Origin of the sequence: Mangrovicoccus sp. HB161399, assembly GCF_013184745.1 — a bacterium.
Classification (GTDB): Bacteria; Pseudomonadota; Alphaproteobacteria; order Rhodobacterales; family Rhodobacteraceae; genus Mangrovicoccus.
On sequence record NZ_JAATVU010000028.1, the window covers coordinates 53,732 to 71,190 of the forward strand.

Annotated in this window: 15 protein-coding genes; 7 read left to right on the forward strand and 8 right to left on the reverse strand. The window is 69.5% G+C overall.

The genetic code is table 11. The features are described from left to right. Positions 1-22: 22 nt before the first annotated feature. From HCC78_RS16635 to HCC78_RS16650, 4 genes are read right to left on the reverse strand one after another with little or no spacing between them, the layout of a single operon-like run. Positions 23-829, reverse strand: coding sequence for an ABC transporter permease (locus HCC78_RS16635; protein WP_172329917.1), 807 nt, complete (start codon positions 827-829; stop codon positions 23-25). 7 nt (positions 830-836) lie between these two features. Then, positions 837-1,694 carry an ABC transporter permease gene (locus HCC78_RS16640; RefSeq protein ID WP_172329918.1) on the reverse strand — a complete coding sequence of 286 codons (858 nt, stop codon included), beginning with the start codon at positions 1,692-1,694 and terminating at the stop codon, positions 837-839. 15 nt (positions 1,695-1,709) lie between these two features. After that, positions 1,710-2,852: a PotD/PotF family extracellular solute-binding protein gene (locus HCC78_RS16645; protein WP_172329919.1), complete on the reverse strand. Its 1,143-nt coding sequence runs from the start codon at positions 2,850-2,852 to the stop codon at positions 1,710-1,712. A 34-nt stretch (positions 2,853-2,886) separates the two neighbouring features. Continuing rightward, positions 2,887-4,017, reverse strand: coding sequence for an ABC transporter ATP-binding protein (locus tag HCC78_RS16650; RefSeq protein ID WP_371743850.1), 1,131 nt, complete (start codon positions 4,015-4,017; stop codon positions 2,887-2,889). Between the two features lie 148 nt (positions 4,018-4,165). On the opposite strand from HCC78_RS16650, the gene HCC78_RS16655 reads away from it, so the two are divergent. From HCC78_RS16655 to HCC78_RS16670, 4 genes are all read left to right on the forward strand, one after another. Continuing rightward, positions 4,166-4,966, forward strand: coding sequence for a LuxR family transcriptional regulator (locus tag HCC78_RS16655; RefSeq protein ID WP_253949215.1), 801 nt, complete (start codon positions 4,166-4,168; stop codon positions 4,964-4,966). A 385-nt stretch (positions 4,967-5,351) separates the two neighbouring features. Further along, the gene (gene dctP / locus HCC78_RS16660) at positions 5,352-6,425 is read left to right on the forward strand and encodes a TRAP transporter substrate-binding protein DctP (RefSeq protein ID WP_172329920.1); all 1,074 of its coding nucleotides are present in this window, start codon (positions 5,352-5,354) and stop codon (positions 6,423-6,425) included. 64 nt (positions 6,426-6,489) lie between these two features. Beyond that, a complete protein-coding gene (locus HCC78_RS16665; RefSeq protein ID WP_172329921.1) occupies positions 6,490-7,038 on the forward strand; it encodes a TRAP transporter small permease in 549 nt (182 codons plus the stop codon). Between the two features lie 9 nt (positions 7,039-7,047). Next, positions 7,048-8,346 (forward strand): TRAP transporter large permease, encoded by a 1,299-nt coding sequence (locus HCC78_RS16670; protein WP_172329922.1) that lies wholly within the window; start codon positions 7,048-7,050, stop codon positions 8,344-8,346. 58 nt (positions 8,347-8,404) lie between these two features. On the opposite strand, the gene HCC78_RS16675 is transcribed toward HCC78_RS16670, so the two are convergent. Together HCC78_RS16675 and HCC78_RS16680 are read right to left on the reverse strand one after the other, a co-directional pair. Next, the gene (locus HCC78_RS16675) at positions 8,405-8,983 is read right to left on the reverse strand and encodes an NIPSNAP family protein (protein WP_172329923.1); all 579 of its coding nucleotides are present in this window, start codon (positions 8,981-8,983) and stop codon (positions 8,405-8,407) included. A gap of 76 nt (positions 8,984-9,059) precedes the next feature. Continuing rightward, complete coding sequence (locus HCC78_RS16680; protein WP_172329924.1) at positions 9,060-9,974, reverse strand: helix-turn-helix domain-containing protein; 915 nt, start codon at positions 9,972-9,974, stop codon at positions 9,060-9,062. 174 nt (positions 9,975-10,148) lie between these two features. On the opposite strand from HCC78_RS16680, the gene HCC78_RS16685 reads away from it, so the two are divergent. The 3 genes from HCC78_RS16685 to HCC78_RS16695 all read left to right on the forward strand — a co-directional run bounded on the left by HCC78_RS16685 (position 10,149) and on the right by HCC78_RS16695 (position 14,758). Further along, positions 10,149-11,846: an FAD-dependent oxidoreductase gene (locus HCC78_RS16685; RefSeq protein WP_172329925.1), complete on the forward strand. Its 1,698-nt coding sequence runs from the start codon at positions 10,149-10,151 to the stop codon at positions 11,844-11,846. Beyond that, positions 11,843-12,646, forward strand: coding sequence for an SDR family NAD(P)-dependent oxidoreductase (locus HCC78_RS16690; protein ID WP_172329926.1), 804 nt, complete (start codon positions 11,843-11,845; stop codon positions 12,644-12,646). The genes HCC78_RS16685 and HCC78_RS16690 overlap by 4 nt, the downstream gene beginning before the upstream one ends. Positions 12,647-12,955: 309 nt before the next feature. Beyond that, on the forward strand, positions 12,956-14,758 hold the full coding sequence (locus HCC78_RS16695) for a bifunctional diguanylate cyclase/phosphodiesterase (RefSeq protein ID WP_172329927.1): 1,803 nt from the start codon (positions 12,956-12,958) through the stop codon (positions 14,756-14,758). Here the strand turns inward: HCC78_RS16695 and HCC78_RS16700 are convergent. After that, entirely contained in the window at positions 14,742-17,027 is a 2,286-nt protein-coding gene (locus HCC78_RS16700; protein WP_172329928.1) for an ATP-binding protein, read from the reverse strand. The two genes, HCC78_RS16695 and HCC78_RS16700, sit on opposite strands and share 17 nt — an antisense overlap. A 35-nt stretch (positions 17,028-17,062) precedes the next feature. Beyond that, the gene (locus HCC78_RS16705; RefSeq protein ID WP_172329929.1) at positions 17,063-17,446 is read right to left on the reverse strand and encodes a response regulator; all 384 of its coding nucleotides are present in this window, start codon (positions 17,444-17,446) and stop codon (positions 17,063-17,065) included. Between the last annotated feature and the right edge of the window lie 13 nt (positions 17,447-17,459).

Consider the following 17,459-nt stretch of genomic DNA (forward strand, 5'->3'; position numbering starts at 1 on the left):
CTTTCTGTCTCCCAGGGATTGTTCAGGGGCGCGGTCGCGCCTGCGACCGGCGCAGCATCAGCTGCGCGCCGATCAGGACGATAAGCGAGGCAGCCATGACCATGGTGCCGATCGCGTTGATTTCCGGGGTGACGCCGCGGCGGATCGAGGAGAACACATAGATCGGCAGCGTCGTCTCGGCGCCCGCGACGAAGAAGGCGATGATGAAATCGTCGAAGCTGAAGGTGAAGGCCAGCAGGAACCCGGCCAGGATCGCGGGCAGGATCTGCGGGAAGGTCACCTGCCGGAAGGTGCCGAAAGGCGTGGCGCCGAGATCGTTCGAGGCTTCGATGAGCGCCGGGTCCAGCGTCTCCATCCGGCCGCGGACCAGAAGCACGACGAGCGACATGGTGAAGAGCCCGTGCGCCCCGATCAGCGATCCGGTGCCGAGCGACAGCTTCAGGCCGGTCAGCGGTTCCAGCCAGGGGTTCACCAGGTCGAAGACGGTGACCAGCGCGATCAGCGTGGCGATGCCGATGACGATGCCGGGGATCATCACCGCTATCTGAACGGCCAGATCGAAGACCCTGCGCACGCGCCCCTTCATGCCGGTCAGCGCCAGCGCGGCCATGGTGCCCACCACAGTGGCAAGGCAGGCCGAGAGGAAGGCGACCTTCACCGAGGTCCAGAGCGCCTCCATCACGAAGGGGTTGTTCAGCGCCCGGCCGTACCAGCTGAGAGAGAAGCCCTGCATCGACGAGGCGGAGCGCCCGGCCGAGAAGGAGAAGAGCGCGATGATCGCGATCGGCAGGTAGAGGAAGGCGTAGACCGCCAGTGCATAGAGTCTCATGGCGCCCTCACATCAGCGCGGCATCGTCGCGGCCGGCACCGAAGCGCTTCGCCGCGCGGGTATAGAGCCCGACCGTCACCAGCATCACCAAGACCAGTCCCACCGCGACGGCCGAGCCGAAGGGCCAGTTGCGCGACTGCAGGAAGAGATCGACGAGGGCGTTGCCGACGAAGAACACCTTGCCGCCGCCGAGGATCGAGGGGATCAGGAACTCGCCCATCAGCAGGATGAAGACCAGCATCGACCCGGTCAGCACGCCCGGCATGGAAAGCGGCAGGGTGATCTGCAGGAAGGCGCGCCAGGGCGGCGTGCCCAGATCGGCGGCAGCCTCCAGCAGGCGCTTGTCGAGCTTTTCCAGCGCCACGTAGATCGGGAAGACCATCAGCGGCAGGTAGCCGTAGACGATGCCGACGAGCACGGCGAAGGGCGTGTTGAGAAGCCGTACGTCTTCCAGCCCGAACATGGCCAGAAATGCCGGGATGCCCTTGCCGCCCAGAAGGAAAATCCAGGCGTAGGAGCGGATCAGGATCGAGGTCCAGAACGGCACGATCACCAGCACCAGCAGCATGGTCTTCCATTTCGGCGTGACCTTGACCGCGAGGTAGTAGGCCAGCGGATAGGCGATCAGCAGCGAGGCCAGCGTGCCCAAGGGCGCCAGCGTCAGCGTATTGCGGAAGGCAGCGAAGCGGGCGGGCAGGTTCGCGTATTGCTCCAGCGTGAAGCCGGGAGCGTAGCCGCCGATCTGGCTGCGCTCCCCGAAGGAGAAGATCAGAACGACGGCCAGCGGCAAAAGCAGCATCGCCGCGTACCACAGACCCGCCGGTGTCAGCAGGAGCGCCCGCGCGCGGGATCGCGTCATGGCCATCGTCCCTCCTCCGCCTTAGGCCGACTTGAACCGCGCCATCAGCTCGGCCCGGTTCGGATCGGTCAGCGTCACCGCTGCGCCGAATTCCAGCGGGCTCAGCGCTTCGGCCGCCGGATAGATGATCGGATCGTCCAGCAGCTCCTGCGGCAGCAGCGCGTTGGTGCGGGCATCCGCCACCGGGTAGCCATGGGCCAGCGCCTCGCGCGCGTTCACTTCCGGATCGAGCAGGAAGTTGATCAGCGCATAGGCGGCGTCCTTGTGGGGCGCGTCCTTCGGAATGGCGTAATAGTCCGACCAGATCTCGCCGCCCTCTTTCCCGAGCGCGAAGCCGATCTCGGGCATGTCGGTGTTCATCTGCTTGCCGTCGCCGGTCCAGCACATGGTCAGCCAGGCATCGCCGTTGCGCATGGAGGGCTGGTAGTCCGAGGAGATCGCGTAGAGATGCGGCTTGACGTCGATCAGCAGCTCCTCTGCCTTGGCCAGTTCCGCCGGATCGACCGAGTTGAAGCTGAAGCCGTGATAGACCAGCGCGTTGCCGATGGTCGTCAGCTGGTAGTCATGCACCATCACGCGGCCGTCGAACTGGTCGCGGGCGCCGTCGAAGAAGGTCTTCCAGCTATCCACCACGCCGCCGGTCTTCGAGGAGTTGAAGGCGATGCCGGTGGTGCCCCAGTTCTTCGGCACGCCGTAGACCGTGCCGTCGATCGTGCCGGCCTCGGCAAAGCGCGGATCGTAGGAGGCCGGGTCGTAATTGGGGATCTTCGACAGGTCGAGCGGCTCGATCAGCCCGGCATCGACATAGGTCGGGATGGCGTAGTTGGTGGGCACGAAGACGTCCCAGCCCGAACCGCCGGCCTGGATCTTGGCCAGCATCTCCTCGTTCGAGCCGAAGACATTGACCTGCGTGTAGGCGCCGGTCTTGTCGGTGAAGGCGTCGAAATCCGCCGGGTCGTGGTAGTTCGGCCAGGTCGCCAGCACCACGCGGTTGCCGATGTCCTGGGCCCGGGCCATGCGCGGCAGCGATCCGCCCATCACCGCCATGGCGGTGCCGAGCCCCGTCACGCCGAGGAAGTGGCGGCGCGTCACCGACCCTTTCCGGTAGCGTTCCAGTTCTTCCATGAAGGCCTTGCGCGAGATCGGCTGTTGATCGTCTTTCATCTCGGATTTCCCTTGTTGGATTGTCTTCTTGCGCTCAGCCGGCGGCGAGGACGAGCCCCGCCCCCTCCGGCCAGATGACATGGACGGATGCGCCCATGCCATGCCCGCCCGGAACTCTTTCGGCCTGTCGCGGGACATTGACCTGCAGCGCGCCCACGCCCGGAGCGTCCAGCAGGTATTCGGTGTGATCGCCGAGGAAGGTGCGGTGCGTGACCGTCGCCGCCACCGCCGCCACGCCCGGCCCCGGCGCCTCGCCGGAGGGCGCAAGCGACAGCGCCTCCGGGCGCACGGCGATCTCGGCCTCGCCGCGGGCATCGCCGGGCGCATCGGCCACGGTCACGGCGGCGCCGTTGCCCAGCACGGCCTGCGCGGTCCCGCCCGCGCGGGCGACGATCCTGGCGGAGAGGATGTTCGCCTTGCCGACGAAATCCGCGACATAGCGGGTCGCGGGCCGGTCATAGAGCTCCTGCGGGCTGCCGATCTGCGCGATCCGGCCCTTGCCCATGATGCAGATGCGGTCCGACATGGCCAGCGCCTCCTCCTGGTCATGGGTGACGAGGACGAAGGTGATGCCCAGCTGGCGCTGCAGATCGAGAAGCTCGCGCTGCATCTCGCCGCGCAGCTTGGCGTCGAGCGCCGCCATCGGCTCGTCGAGCAGCAGGATCTTCGGCTCGTTGACGATGGCCCGGGCCAGCGCGACGCGCTGCTGCTGGCCGCCGGACATCTCCCAGATGCGGCGCGGGCCGAAGGCGTCGAGCCGCACCGTCGCCAGCGCCTTCGCCACCTTGTCCCCGATCTCGCGGCGGGACAGGCGCGGGCGGCGCTGGCGCAGGCCGTAGCCCACGTTCTCCTCGACCGTCATGTGCGGGAAGAGCGCGTAATGCTGGAACACCATGTTGACGGGCCGGCGGTGCGCCGGGACCGCGCTGACATCCTGCCCATCGATCAGCACGGTGCCGTCCGTGGGCGTCTCGAAGCCCGCGAGCATGCGCAGCGCCGTGGTCTTGCCGCAGCCGGAGGGGCCCAGGAAGGACAGGAACTCGCCGCGGCGGATGCGCAGGTCGATGCGGTCGGCGGCCAGCACCTCGCCATAGCGCTTGGTGGCGCCGACGAATTCGGCAACGGTCTCTTCGGGGCGGACATGCATGCTGGCGGCGCGCTCCATGATCGGTTCCTGAATCATCCTGTTCCCTGGCCGTCTTACCCTTCCGGCAGCCTGCTCGGGTTTTTGCCTTGCCCGGAGCCGCATATGCCGTAATTTCCGGAATTGGTACGTAATGAGCCTATGGCTGTATATATCACAAAGGGCATAGATGGCTGTGAAACCTCTGATGGAAGACTGGGTCGCGGGCAGCGCCGGCGCAGTCGCAGCGCTGGGGACCCCGGCCTTCCCGAAGGCGCTGACGGTCGCGATCCGGCGCGTCGTGCCGTTCGAGTTCACGGTGGTCTTCGGCTATTACCGGGACAACCGGCCCCTTGATATATATGACGATTTTCCGGCGGCGAAGCGCTGCGTGATGGTCGACGACTACCAGGAGGGGCCGTATCTTCTGGATCCGTTCTACCTGCATTCCGCCGCCCCCACGACCTCCCGGCTGGTGCGGCTGCGCGACCTCGCGCCCGACCGCTTCTACCAGGCCGAATATTTCCGGAACTACTATGTGCAGACCGGCCTTGCCGAAGAAATAGGCTTTATCGTCGATGTCGGCGACAATGTAAGCGTCGTGATATCGGCCATGCGCGAGCACCGGGCGTTCTCGGCGCGCGAATTCCGCGACCTGCAGGCGATCTTCCCCTTCGTCGAGGCGGCCTCGCGCAAGCACTGGACCGGGCTGGTGTCGGAATTTTCCGACCGCGCGCCGCTGGACGGGCCGCGTCTGCCCAAGCTGATCGACGACGCCTTCCAGCGCTTCGGCCGCAACATCCTGACCCCGCGCGAGGCGGAGATCGTCGAATACACGCTGAAGGGCCATTCGGCAGAGGCGACCGGCCAGGCGCTGGGGATCGCCTCGGGGACGGTGCGCATCCACCGGCGCAACATCTACGGCAAGCTCGGGGTCAGCTCGCAGGGCGAGCTGTTCTCCAGCTTCATCGCCTCGCTCGACGATCTCTGACCCGCCCGCCGCACGGAAATCTGCAATTTTCTGCCCCTGCTCCGGCGCACGCCAGGGACCGCGCCCGTCAGGCGAACAGCAGCATTCCGGCACGAAAACAGTGGGATGCCCGGAAATCCTGCCCTGGACGCCGTTCCGGCACCGCTCCGGCGCCGGTGCGCCTGCGGCCGCACGGCGCAGGAAATGTGCAACTTTTTTCCGTCTTTTCTCCATTCAGCCCTTGCCGGTTTTCTGTGACGTTCCGGACGGGGCGCGGCCAAGAGGAGACGGATCGCTCCCGGGAGGACCGTTCCGGCCATGACGGACGCCAGCGTGACCCGCCTCAGGGCGGGCGGCGGAGCCATGGAAGCGGGACCTCCCGTCCGGAGATCACAGGGAGGACAGCATGAAATTCGACAGGAAATTGGCCCCGGCGGGGCTGGCAGGCGTGGTGGCGGCGGCCCTGAGCATCGCGGCGGCGGGCAGCTTTCCCGGCTCGGCTGCGGCGGCCGAGGTGGACGGGCCCAAGGTCCGCTGGCTGGTATCGCTCTGGGGCGCGCGGCGCGGCTTCACCGAGGGCGTCGAGGGGCTGAAGGACTATCTCGCCGAGAAGACCGGCGGACGGTTCGAGCTGTCGCTGGAATATGGCGGCGTGCTGTCGGACCCGAAGGAGAATATCGACGGGCTGCAGCTTGGCGCCTTCGAGGCCGCCACGATCTGCGCCTACTACCATCCCGAGAAGACCCCGGCGACGATGGGACTGAGCCTCGCCTTCCTGCCGATGACGGATTTCGACGCCCAGGTGCGGGCCTACACGGCCTTCCTGGCGCACCCGGCCATCCGGGAGGAATGGGCGAAGTGGAACGCCGTTCCGGTCATGTCCGCGCTGATGCCCAATTACGAGGTGATGGGCCGCGGCACCCCGCCCGAGACCGCCGACGAGTGGGACGGGCTGAGGATCAACGCCTCGGCCGGGCATGCCGTGCTGATGGAGGCGCTCGGCGCCGTGCCCTCCACCATGCCCGCGCCGGATCTCTACAACTCGCTCGAACGCGGCGTGATCGACGGCATCGCCTATCCCTACACCTACGCCTTCGTCGCCTACCGCTTCCACGAGCTGTCGGACTGGGTCACCGACGGCTGGAACCTCGGCACGATCCAGTGCACCGTCGCCGCCAACCGCGACGCCTATGACGCGCTGCCGCCGCAATACAGGGCGCTGCTCGACGAGGCCGTGCCCGCCGCCTATGCCCACCAGATCGAGGCCTATGCAGCGGCCGACGCGGAGAACGAGAAGCTCTTCGCCGAGCAGGGCCTGACCCGCATCCCGGCCACGCCCGGCATCCGCGAGGTGCTGGACGCCGCCGCGCAGCCCAGCTGGCAGGCCTGGATCGACGATGTCACCGCCCGCGGCTATCCCGGCCAGGAGCTCTTCGACCTGATCATCTCGGAAGCCGCCGATGCCCAGCCCGGCGAGTGACCGCATTGCCGGGACTTTCGGGTCCCGGCCCCGCCGCCACCCGGAGGACACCCCATTGCGCGCCATGATCGAAACGCTGGACCGCGGACTCGGCCGGATCGAGCGGCTTGCGGCACTGGTTGCCGGGCTGCTGATCCTCGCGCTGATGGCGCTGGTCTGCGCCGAGGTGCTGGGCCGCGGGATGTTCAACCACGCGATCCGCGGATCGATCGACATCATCGAGCAGCTGATGGTCGCGCTGGTGACGCTGGGCGTCTCCTATTGCCAGAGCCATTTCGGCAATGTCCGCATGACGCTGGTCAGCGACCGGCTGACCGGCCGCGCCAAATGGATGGGCGAGCTCTTCGCGCTGAGCATCATGCTGTTCGTCACCGCCGTCCTGGCGAAGGGCAGCTGGCTGAATTTCGGCCGCGCCTGGGGCAATGGCGGCGACACGCCGGAAATCGGCATCCCGCTCTGGCCCGGCATCCTGCTGGTGACCGGCGCGCTTTCCCTCCTGTTCCTGCGGCTGGCGCTGCAATGGGCCGAGGCCGCGCGGCTGGCGGCGCAGGGCGGCGGCTCGCGCCTCTTCGGGCATCCTGCGGATGCCATCGAGACAACCCCCTACGAGTGAGGCCACATCATGGACCCCATCACCCTGGGCATCGTCGGCATCGCGGCGCTGGTCCTTCTCGTCGTGCTCGGCGTGCCGGTCGCCTTCGCCTCGGCCTTCACCGGCATCGCCGGCATGATGATCCTGCGCAACCCGACCGTTGCGACCGGGCTGGCCGGCATCGTGCCCCACGCCAATTCCGGGCATTACGCGCTGAGCGTGCTGCCCCTGTTCATCACCATCGGTTTCCTCGCCATGCATGCCGGGATCACCACCTCGGCCTATGACGCGGCGCGCAAATGGGTCGGCCGCGCGCCCGGCGGGCTGGCCACCGCGACGATCTTCGCCTCGGCGGGCTTCGCGGCCGTGTCGGGCGCCTCGACCGCCTCGACGGCGGTCTTCACCCGGCTCGCCCTGCCGGAGATGGAGGCACGCGGCTATGACCGCCGCCTCGCCGCGGGCGTCGTCGCCGTCGGAGGCACGCTGGCCGCATTGATCCCGCCCTCGGCGATCCTGGTGATCTACGGCATCATCGTCGAGCAGTCGGTGGCCAAGCTCCTGCTCGCCGGGCTGGTGCCGGGGGTGATCTCGGTCATCGTCTACCTGCTGGTCATCACCGTGGTCGTGAAGGCGAAGCCCGAGCTGGCGCCGCTGGAGCCCTCCACCACCTTCATGGAGAAGCTGCGCGCGCTGCCGCAGGTCAGCGGCGTCTTCGCCGTGGTCGGCGTGATCCTCGGCGGCATCTACCTGGGCTGGATGACGCCGACGGAATCCGCGGGCGTCGCCACCGCGATCATCCTGTGCATGGCGCTGTGGAAGCGGATCGGCCGGCGCGACTTCCATGACGGGCTGCTGGACACGGTGCGCACCACCGTCATGATCTTCATGGTGATCTGGGGGGTGATGATCTTCGTGCGCTTCCTCGCCTTCACCGGGCTGCCGGGCGAAGTCACCGACTGGGTGACCGGGCTCGACATGCCCCGCTGGGCGATCATGGCCGGGATCATCGTGATGTACCTCCTCCTGGGGATGATCCTCGACGGGCTGGGCATGATGATGCTGACCCTGCCGGTGGTGTTCCCGGCGGTCACGGCGCTCGGCTACGATCCGATCTGGTTCGGCATCCTGCTGGTCAAGCTGATCGAAATCGGCGTCGTGACCCCGCCGGTGGGCCTCAACTGCTACGTGGTCAGCGGCATCCGCCCCGACATCCCGCTGCAATCGGTCTTCGCCGGCGTGACCCCCTTCCTGGTCGGCGAGATCGTCATCATCGGCATCATCCTCGCTTTCCCCGAACTCATCCTGATGCTCCCGAACCTGATGGGATGAGACCCTCCGCGGGGACGGCTGAGGGGACCGGCAGAACTTGCCGGTCCCCTCTTTCGTTTCAGCGCAGGGGCGAGAGTTCCAGCGGCCGCAGGATCTCGTGGCGCTCCGCGCCTTCGGCCGTGGCAAAAGGATTGCCGCCCGCCTCGTGGGCAAAGAGCGAGACCTGCGCGCCCGGCGCCGCGCCGGAGATCACCGACCAGCGTCCGAGCAGCTCTCCGCCCGCCCTGCCCCTTCCCCGGACCAGCGACAGGAGCCGCGCGCCGAACATCGGCGCACCCGCCTCCTGCGGCCCGTGGCCCGCCAGCCGCCCTTCGACCACCCGGTCGAGCAGCGCAGAGGACTCCTCGCAGCGCATCAGCATGTTCTCCTGCGTCACGATCAGCGGGAAACCCGCTGGAACGAAGCCCTCGTTCCAGTCGCGGTCGCCGCCCAGGCCGGCGCGTGCCGCCGCGCGTTCCTCAAGCGAGGCGTAGATCCACAGATGGTAGATGCGGTTCAGCGCGCCTGTATCGGTCAGCCAGTAGCCCGCCATCGGCAGGTGACGCGTCACATGCTGCACGCCCCGCGTGCGGAACAGCTCCAGGTATTCGGGCCCCTTGCCCGGCATCAAGTCATAGACCCGCAATTCATGGAACATCGCCTTGCCCTCCTTCGGAATTCCCCGTCCGTTCTAGCGGCGGGGCGGCAGGCGCTGAATGCAGCTTCGGCGGTTCCTATTGCACTTCCGGAAGCGCGGCCCGGGCGCGGCCCTCGATCATCGCCCTGCGGTATGCGCCCGGCGTCCGGCCGACGCGGCGGGTGAAGTAGCGGCTGAAATAGGCCGGGTCCTCGAAGCCGAGCTCGTAGCCGATTTCCGCCACCGAGCGTTCCATGTAGATCAGGTACCGCTTGGCCTCGACGATGGTGCGCTCATGCAGGAGGCCCGAGGGCGATTTCCCCGCCCGCGCCCGGCAGGCCTGGTTCAGCCGGTGGGTGGTGACGCCGAGCGCGCGGGCATAGTCGGCGATCGAGCGGCTGGTGCGGAACCCGTCTTCCAGCGCCTCGCGGAAGCGGCAGACCAGCGCATAGTCGCGGTCGCCCGCCGCCAGCACCGGCCCGCCCGCCTCGGATGCCGCGCGCATCAGCGCCACCAGCATCTGCAGCATCTGCCCCTGGATCGCGGCGCGGCGGCCGGGCGCGGACCAGACGTATTCGCGGTAGCACCAGCGGAAGAGGTCGGCCATCGAGCCGCCGTCGGCGCCGCCCGCCTCCGCCGGATAGACCGCAGGGCGGGACAGCGGTTCGGCCAGCCGCGCATCCTGCCCGGCGACCGCGCGCAGATAGGCGGTGGCCGCGTTGATGACATAGCCGTCGGTGCCGGAGGCAAAGTGGAATTCGTGCACCATGCCGGCCGGAACGACGATCAGGCTGCCCACCGGCACCTCGATTTCCTGCCCCTCCACCCGGTAGAGCCCGCCGCCGCGTTCAACCAGCAGAAGCTGCACATGCTCGGGATGGGAATGCTCGTGAATTATCCAATCATGTGCGCCGCTGCGCTCGCGGATCGGCTCGATATGCAGGAAGTCCATCTCCACGTCGGAGATCGGATCACCGTAAAGAAAACAAAGCGGAATTTCCGTGTCCAGCATGGCGTTCCTCCTCCGTCTGCCGCTGCGCCCTCTCCGGTTCCTCCCGCGGGCCCGCATCAAATATGCAATTTTTGCAGGCCCGCGTCCATTCATTCCGGCGGCCCCATGGCGGAGATTGGACCCCGGAGGCGCGGGCCGGGGAGAGGCAGCGCCGCAATTTCCGGGAGGATTCACATGGAAGAGATGCTCCGAGACGGGCAGGAATGCGACGTGCTCGTGATCGGGTCGGGCGCCGGCGGATTGGCCACGGCGGTCACCGCCGCACTGCACGGGCTCGACGTCGTGGTGATCGAGAAGGAGCCGGTCTTCGGCGGCTCCACCGCCTTTTCCGGCGGGGTGCTGTGGATCCCCGGCAACCGCCACTGCGGCGCGGAGGACAGCCGCGGCGCGGCACGGCGCTACATGCGCGAGGAGACCGGCAATTTCTACGATGCCGAGGCGGTCGAGGCCTATCTGGAGACCGGGCCGGAGATGCTGGATTTCTTCGAGTCGAAGACCGAGGTCGCCTTCGTGCCGACGCTGTATCCCGACTACCACCCGCTTGTTCCGGGCGGGGTCGATGTCGGCCGCTCGGTACTGGCCGCGCCCTATGACACGGTGGGTCTCGGCAAGGACATGAAGCGGCTGCGGCCACCCTTGAAGACCATCACCTTCATGGGGATGATGTTCAATTCCTCGAATGCCGACATCAAGCATTTCTTCAACGCCACCAAGTCGCTGGGCTCCTTCGCCTATGTCGCGCGGCGGCTGGCGGCGCATTTCCTCGAAGTGCTGCGCTACGGCCGCGGCACCAAGGTGACCTCGGGCAACGCCCTGGCCGCGCGGCTGGCGAAAAGCTGCTTCGACCTCGGCATCCCGATCCACACCTCCGCGCCCGCCGACGCGCTGATATCGGGTCCCTCGGGCGTCAGCGGCGCGGTGGTCTCGACGCCCTCCGGCAAGGTCGCGCTACGCGCGCGCAAGGGCGTGGTGCTGGCGGCGGGCGGCTTCGCGCGGGATCTGGAGAAGCTGCGCAGGGCCTATCCACATCTGCGCCGCGGCGGCGAGCACCTGACGCCGGTCCCCGAAGGCAGCACCGGCGACGGCATCGACCTGGGCGTCGCGGCGGGCGGCAAGTTCGACCTGCGCTTCCCCAATGCCTCGGCCTGGATGCCGGTGTCGAAAGTGCCCATGGGCAAGGGACGGGAGATCGCCTTCCCGCATCTTCTGGACCGCTACAAGCCCGGCATCGTTGCGGTGCTGAAGGACGGGCGGCGCTTCACCAACGAGAGCGAAAGCTACCACGATGTCGGCGCCGCGCTGATCCGGGCCTGCGAGGGCGAGACCGAGACCGCCTGCTGGCTGATCGCCGACCGCAGGGCGCTGGCGAAATACGGGCTGGGCTATGCCAAGCCTTCGCCGGTTCCGCCGCAGCTGTTCCAGCGCACCGGTTACCTCAAGCACGGCCGCTCGCTGGCGGAGCTAGCCACGGCCTGCGGCATCGATCCGGCCGGGCTGGAGGCCACAGTCAAGGCCTACAACGAAACTGCTCAACACGGCGAGGATCCCGAATTCGGCCGCGGCACGACCTCGTTCAACCGCTATCTCGCCGATCCCGACAACAAGCCCAACCCCTGCGTCGCGCCGATCGAGACCGGGCCGTTCTATGCGGTCAAGGTCATCATGGGCGACCTGGGCACCTTCGACGGACTGGAAACCACCGTGCAGGGACAGGTGCTCGACCGCCAGGGCACGGCGATCCCCGGCCTCTACGCGGTGGGCAACGACCGGGCCTCGATCATGGGCGGGAACTATCCCGGGGCGGGCATCACGCTGGGCCCGGCGATGACCTTCGGCTACATCACCGGCCGCCACCTGGCAGGTGCGGCATGAGCGGGGCGGACTGGCTCGGCCTCGCGGGAAAGACCGCGGTTGTGACGGGCGGCGGCGGCGGCATCGGCACGGCCTGCCTTCGGGCGCTGCTGGATGCGGGCTGCTTCGTCGCCTCGCTCGATCTCGGGGCAGAGCGCGGAGAGGCGCTGCGCAGCACCTTCGCCGCCGAGGCCGGCCGCTTCCTGGCGCTCGACTGCAACGTCTCCGATCCCGCGGGCGTCGCCGCGGCGGGCGAGGCCGTGGCGGAGCGCTTCGGCGGAGCGGACATCCTGGTGAACAACGCGGGCATCCTGCGCCCGGGCCCGCTGGCGGCGCTGCCTCTTGCCGACTGGAAGACCATGCTGGCGGTGAACCTGGAGGGCGTGCTCATCGCCGCGCAGGTCTTCGCCGCGCAGATGGCGGCGCGGGGCGGCGGCGCGCTGGTGCATGTCTCGTCGATCGCGGCCAGCCAGCCGCAGCCCTTTTCCGGCGCCTACAGCCCCGGCAAGGCGGCGGTCTCGATGCTGTCGCGGCAGCTCGCCTTCGAGATGGCGCCGCAGGGGATCCGCTCCAACGTGGTCAGCCCCGGCCTGGTAGTGACGCCGCTCAGCGAGGCGTTCTATGCCGATCCGGACATCCGCGCGGCGCGCGAACGCCATGTCCCGGCCGGACGGATCGGCACGCCCGCCGACATGGCCGAGGCGGTGCTCTACCTCGCCAGCCCACGGGCCGGCTACGTCACCGGACAGGAGATCGTCGTCGATGGCGGCCTGTCCCAGTCCCTGATGGCAACCGTGCCGCGCCCCGGCTATTCGGCCTGAAGGCGCAGCGGACATCCGGCCCGCTCCATGGTCCGGCGGCCAAGCCGGCGGACCGCCCTGCCGCAGCAGGTCCCGGACCTCCGGGCGGCCAAGAGTTAACAAAAATTTAACCACCCGCCGTGAAAGTTGCATCGGATATCAACTTTCCGGGACCGGCAGTTCAGTCCGGCAGACCAAGGTGGAGGACATGTTCCGGGACCCAAGGTGCATTCAGGACCCGTCCAGCCCCCTGGCCCCAGCCCGGCCGAGGCACGGCGCCCATCCTCCTCCAGCCAGCGGCCATGCCCCGTCATGAAGGTCCTGCCGCCCATGATCGCCATGGCCGCCGGCCCGCCGCACGGCACCTTCGGCTTGCTGTGCGAAAGCGTGGCCCAGCTGTCGGGCGCCGCCGCCTGCTGGCTGGAAACCGGCCGGTCCATACCCGCGGGCTTCATTGCCGTCCGTCCCGACATCGGCGCCCGGCTGCGCGAACTGGCGCTGCAGCTGCCCGGCCCCGGCAAGGCCCTCTCCGCCGCGCCCGGCGAAGTCAGCGGCACGGTCCAGCGCCATGACGTGCGCCTGCCGGAGGGAACCTTCCGGCTCTGCAGCCTGCGCTTCGACGGCTGTCCCGATCTCGACGGCATGGTGCTCTGGCTGGCCTTCGGCGGCCACGGCGGCACGGCCCGGCGGGCCATGCTGGAACCCGCGCTGCCGCTGATCCGCGCCTGCATGGAACGCTGGCAGCGCAGCGAGGTGCTGCAGCGGGATCTGGCCGCCGCCGAACGCAGCTGCGCCCGCTTGGAGCAGCAGGTGCGCACCGACGCGCTGACCGGTGTCGAGAATTCCCGGGCCTTCCGGCAGAGCGCGACCGAACGGCTCGCGCCGGGCCGGGCCGAGCACGGGCTGATCCTCGTCGACATCGACCATTTCAAGCGCGTCAACGACGTTCTCGGCCATGCCTTCGGCGACGCCTACCTGCAAGCCATAGCTCGGGCCATCGTCGCCGCATTCCCGGCCGGCACGCTGGTCGGGCGGATCGGCGGCGACGAATTCGCCGTCCTGGCCGACACGCCGAGGTCCGGAACGGCCTATCTGGCCGGGCTGGTCGCCTGCTGCCGCAGCGGAATCCAGCGGGCCGCGGCAATGCTCGGCCGGCCCGAACTCGGCCGCGCCAGCATGGGGGTCGCGCTCTCGCCGGAACATGCCGCGGACTACCCGGATCTGTTCGAACGGGCGGATGCCGCGCTCTACGCGGCCAAGGCCTCCGGGCGCAGCACCGCAGTGTTCTACGAACCCGCCTCCCATGCCCGCTTCAACAACCGCGAACTGGCCAGCCAATTCCGGCTGGCCGCCCGGCAGGAGCGGATCCGGGCCTATCTCCAGCCGGTGGTGCAGCTGCAGACCGGGTTCTGCCGCGGCTTCGAAGTGTTGGCGCGCTGGCACCAGAGCGATGGCCGGATCCGCCTGCCCTCGGAGTTCGATGCCGTGTTCCGGGACCACCGCATCGCCGAGCAGCTTACCCGCGGCATGGTGCGCGACGGGCTCGACCTGTTCGGGCGCTGGCTGGCCCGCTGCCCCGCGCGCGCCGGCGACGCGCGGCTGGCCATCAACCTGACCACCTTCGACCTGCTCAACCAGGAATTCGCCTTCGACCTGCAGTCCGAGCTGTCCCGGCGCGGCCTCGGCTGGTCGTCGGTCACGCTGGAAATCACCGAGCACGTCATCCTGGGCGACAGCAACGGCCAGATCCACCGCAATCTCGAAGAGCTACGCGCCCGCGGGGCGAAGCTGGCGATGGACGATTTCGGCACCGGCCATGGCGGGCTGCAGCACCTGCGCGACTGGCCCATCGACATCCTCAAGATCGACCGGCAGTTCGTCTCGCGGATGGGCTCCAGCCCGCGGGACAGGGCGGTGGTGGAGGCCGTCCTGGGGATCGCCGACCGCTGCGGTTTCGAGGTGGTCGCGGAAGGGATCGAGACGGCGGACCAGCTGGACCAGCTGAGGCGCATGGGCTGCAGCGACGGCCAGGGCCATTTCTTCAGCGCGGCAGTGCCGCCTGAAGAGGCCGCCGCCCTGCCCCATGCCTACGATCTGGCGGCCGGCGCCGCCGGCCTCAGCTCCCGAGGCTGAGCGCCACCGCATTGGCGAGATCCCGCGCGCCGGCGGGCTTGCGCAGCACCAGCCCCGGCACCTCCTGGCCGCCGGGCTCCGCCGGACCGGCATAGCCGGTGAGGTAGAGCACCCGCAGATGCGGCCGCGCGCGGCGGGCCGCCGCGGCGAGCCGGTTTCCGCCGAGCGAGCCGGGCAGCACGAGATCGGTGACGAGCAGGTCGAATGCGCCTTCCCCGTTCAGCAGCTCCATCGCCTCCGCGCCGGTTCCGGCATGGCTGACCTCGGCGCCGAGCATCGCCAGGATTTCGGAGACGAGTCCCGTCATCCCGGGATCGTCATCGACCACCAGGATGCTGCGCCCGGCCAGATCCGGCAGCGGCTCCGCCGCACTGCCCGGCGCCGCCTCGGCTTCGTCGGCCGGCGGCAGCCGCAGGGTCGCGCGCGTGCCCATCCCCGGGGCCGAGGCGATCTCCAGCGTCCCGCCGCAGCGGCGGGCGAAATTCTCGACCATGGCCAGGCCAAGGCCGCTGCCGCCGCGGGCGAGCCGGGTGGAGAAGAACGGATCCCGCGCCCGCGCCAGCACCGCGGGGTCCATCCCCGGCCCGTCATCGGCCACGCTCAGTTCCAGCATGCCGTCCGCCCGGGCCGCGATCGCGATCTGCCCGCCGGCGGCGCCGCTTTCGACGATGGCGTTGCGGGCGTTCAGCACGAGGTTCAGGAGCGCCGCCTCCAGATCCGCCGCCGGGGCGCGCAGCGCCAGCGGCGCCGTGCCGGGGCAGTCCGCCGCCAGGCCGATGGTCGCGGGCAGGACCGCCCGCAGGACCGGGCCCGCCTCCTCGAGCACGCGGCGCAGATCGGAGGTCCCGGTCCCGGCCGCAGGCTCGCGGGTCAGCGCAAGCAGGCGATCGGTCAGGTCGGCGCCGCGCGCGCAGGCCGCCTGGATGCCGCCGAGATGGCGCTGCATCGTCTCCTCCCGCCCCGACAGCAGCCCGGTATCCGCGCTGAGCTGGACCACCCCGAAAATGTTGGCCATCTCGTGCGCAATGCCGCCCGCCATCTCGCCGACCGCATCCAGCCGTTCGGTGCGCGCGAGATTCTCCCGCAGGATCCAGCCCTGGGTCTCGTCGATCACCGACAGGACCAGCAGGTCGCCGCCCGGCTGCGGCCTGAGGCAGAATCTCAGCGCGTGCTCCGTCCCCTCCGGATCGACCCAGCCGGCGTGGAGGTCGCCGCCCGCCCCGCCGTCGAGCAGCCGCCGCGCCGGCGCCTCGCCGGGCGGGAGGCTGCGCCGGTCGCCGAGCGCATGGAAGCGCGCCCGAAAGAGCCAGCTTTCGGGCGATATCTCCGTCCCGCAGAGCCGCCGGGCCCCGCGGTTGGCCATCCGGAACCGGCGGTCGGCACCAAAGACGAACACCGCCGCGTCGAGCCCGTCCAGCGCCGCCCGCATCCGCCGCTCCTCCTCCCTGCGCAGCCGTTCCTCGCGGTTGCGCAAATCGGCGACATTGAGCACGGCGAGCACCGACAGGATCGCCAGCGCCGCCGCGATGCCGCTGCTCCAGACGCTGGGATCGAGCACGCCGCGGCCGCTGATCTCGACGGCCAGCTCGGCCAGCAGCAGCGGCCCGAGCAGCGCCAGCGGCACCAGGCGGCGCGCCGCCCGGCTGCCGGTTCCCTCGCCGAAGGCAATCCGCGCCAGCCGGAAATCCGGACGCGCCAGCATCGCCGCCGTGCACAGCGCCAGAAGCGACAGCGCGCTGTGCGGCGCCATGCCGGTGAAGGCAAGGGTCGCCTCGTAGGCGCCGCGGTCGATCAGGTAGGTGCCGATGGCGGTCAGCGTCAGAAGCAGCCCCGCAGCGCCGATCGCCGACGCGGCGCGGTCGGCGAGGCGGCCGCGGCTGCCGGCCGCCAGCGTGCCGAGCGCGGCGATCGCCAGCCCGGCGCTGGTCGCCAGCGCCATGCGGTCGCCGCTTTCCGCGCCGGGCATGAACCGGACCGGCACCGCCACGGCCAGCCGCAGCGCGGAGAAGGCCAGCACCGCCCCGGCCAGCGCCCGTGCCGCCCCCGGACGCCGCCGCCGCCGCGGCCCCAGCTGCAGGAGCTGCGCCGCCGCCGTCGCGGCAAGGCAGATGGCAGTGCCCGGCACCATCGCCGGGTTGCCCGGCCCCATGCGGACCAGCCAGCCGATCCCGGTGCCCCAGCCGAGCAACAGCACCGCAAGCGACAGCGCCAGCACGCTGCCCGCCAGCAGCCCGGCCCAGAATTCCAGCTTGCGGCGGGTGGCGGGCATCAGGCCGGCCCGGAGCGCGGCAGGCCGCCCGGCATCTAGCCCGCCCCCGCCGCCGGAGACCGCGCGTGGCGGCGCACCACCGCATCGATCTGGTCCAGCGTCGCGGTCTTGCGCATCTTGGCGCGGGCGGAGCGCAGCCCCTGCTGCATCAGCGGCGACTCGACCAGCTCGGGGCGGCCGGTGATGATCACGGCAGGAAGGTCGGGGTCGAGCTTGTCCAGTTCGTGGATCAGGGTGATCGCGCCGCCGCCCTGCATCAGGACGTCGAGGAACACGATGTCCCAGGTGCTCCGGCCGGCGAGGTCCAGGAGCTGCGTGCCCGAGGTCACCCCCGTGCAGGCATGGCCCTTGGCCTCCATCCCCTCGCAGAACACCGCGAGATAGGCGACATCGTCATCCGCGATAAGTATCCGCGCCACGCCGCATCCCCCC

Bases quoted from the DNA above. Each gene is read 5' to 3' on its own strand.
- HCC78_RS16635 (WP_172329917.1), bottom strand. From the start codon at position 829: ATGAGACTCTATGCACTGGCGGTCTACGCCTTCCTCTACCTGCCGATC.
- HCC78_RS16640 (WP_172329918.1), bottom strand. From the start codon at position 1,694: ATGGCCATGACGCGATCCCGCGCGCGGGCGCTCCTGCTGACACCGGCG.
- HCC78_RS16645 (WP_172329919.1), bottom strand. From the start codon at position 2,852: ATGAAAGACGATCAACAGCCGATCTCGCGCAAGGCCTTCATGGAAGAA.
- HCC78_RS16650 (WP_371743850.1), bottom strand. From the start codon at position 4,017: ATGGAGCGCGCCGCCAGCATGCATGTCCGCCCCGAAGAGACCGTTGCC.
- HCC78_RS16655 (WP_253949215.1), top strand. From the start codon at position 4,166: ATGGCTGTGAAACCTCTGATGGAAGACTGGGTCGCGGGCAGCGCCGGC.
- dctP (WP_172329920.1), top strand. From the start codon at position 5,352: ATGAAATTCGACAGGAAATTGGCCCCGGCGGGGCTGGCAGGCGTGGTG.
- HCC78_RS16665 (WP_172329921.1), top strand. From the start codon at position 6,490: ATGATCGAAACGCTGGACCGCGGACTCGGCCGGATCGAGCGGCTTGCG.
- HCC78_RS16670 (WP_172329922.1), top strand. From the start codon at position 7,048: ATGGACCCCATCACCCTGGGCATCGTCGGCATCGCGGCGCTGGTCCTT.
- HCC78_RS16675 (WP_172329923.1), bottom strand. From the start codon at position 8,983: ATGTTCCATGAATTGCGGGTCTATGACTTGATGCCGGGCAAGGGGCCC.
- HCC78_RS16680 (WP_172329924.1), bottom strand. From the start codon at position 9,974: ATGCTGGACACGGAAATTCCGCTTTGTTTTCTTTACGGTGATCCGATC.
- HCC78_RS16685 (WP_172329925.1), top strand. From the start codon at position 10,149: ATGGAAGAGATGCTCCGAGACGGGCAGGAATGCGACGTGCTCGTGATC.
- HCC78_RS16690 (WP_172329926.1), top strand. From the start codon at position 11,843: ATGAGCGGGGCGGACTGGCTCGGCCTCGCGGGAAAGACCGCGGTTGTG.
- HCC78_RS16695 (WP_172329927.1), top strand. From the start codon at position 12,956: ATGATCGCCATGGCCGCCGGCCCGCCGCACGGCACCTTCGGCTTGCTG.
- HCC78_RS16700 (WP_172329928.1), bottom strand. From the start codon at position 17,027: ATGCCCGCCACCCGCCGCAAGCTGGAATTCTGGGCCGGGCTGCTGGCG.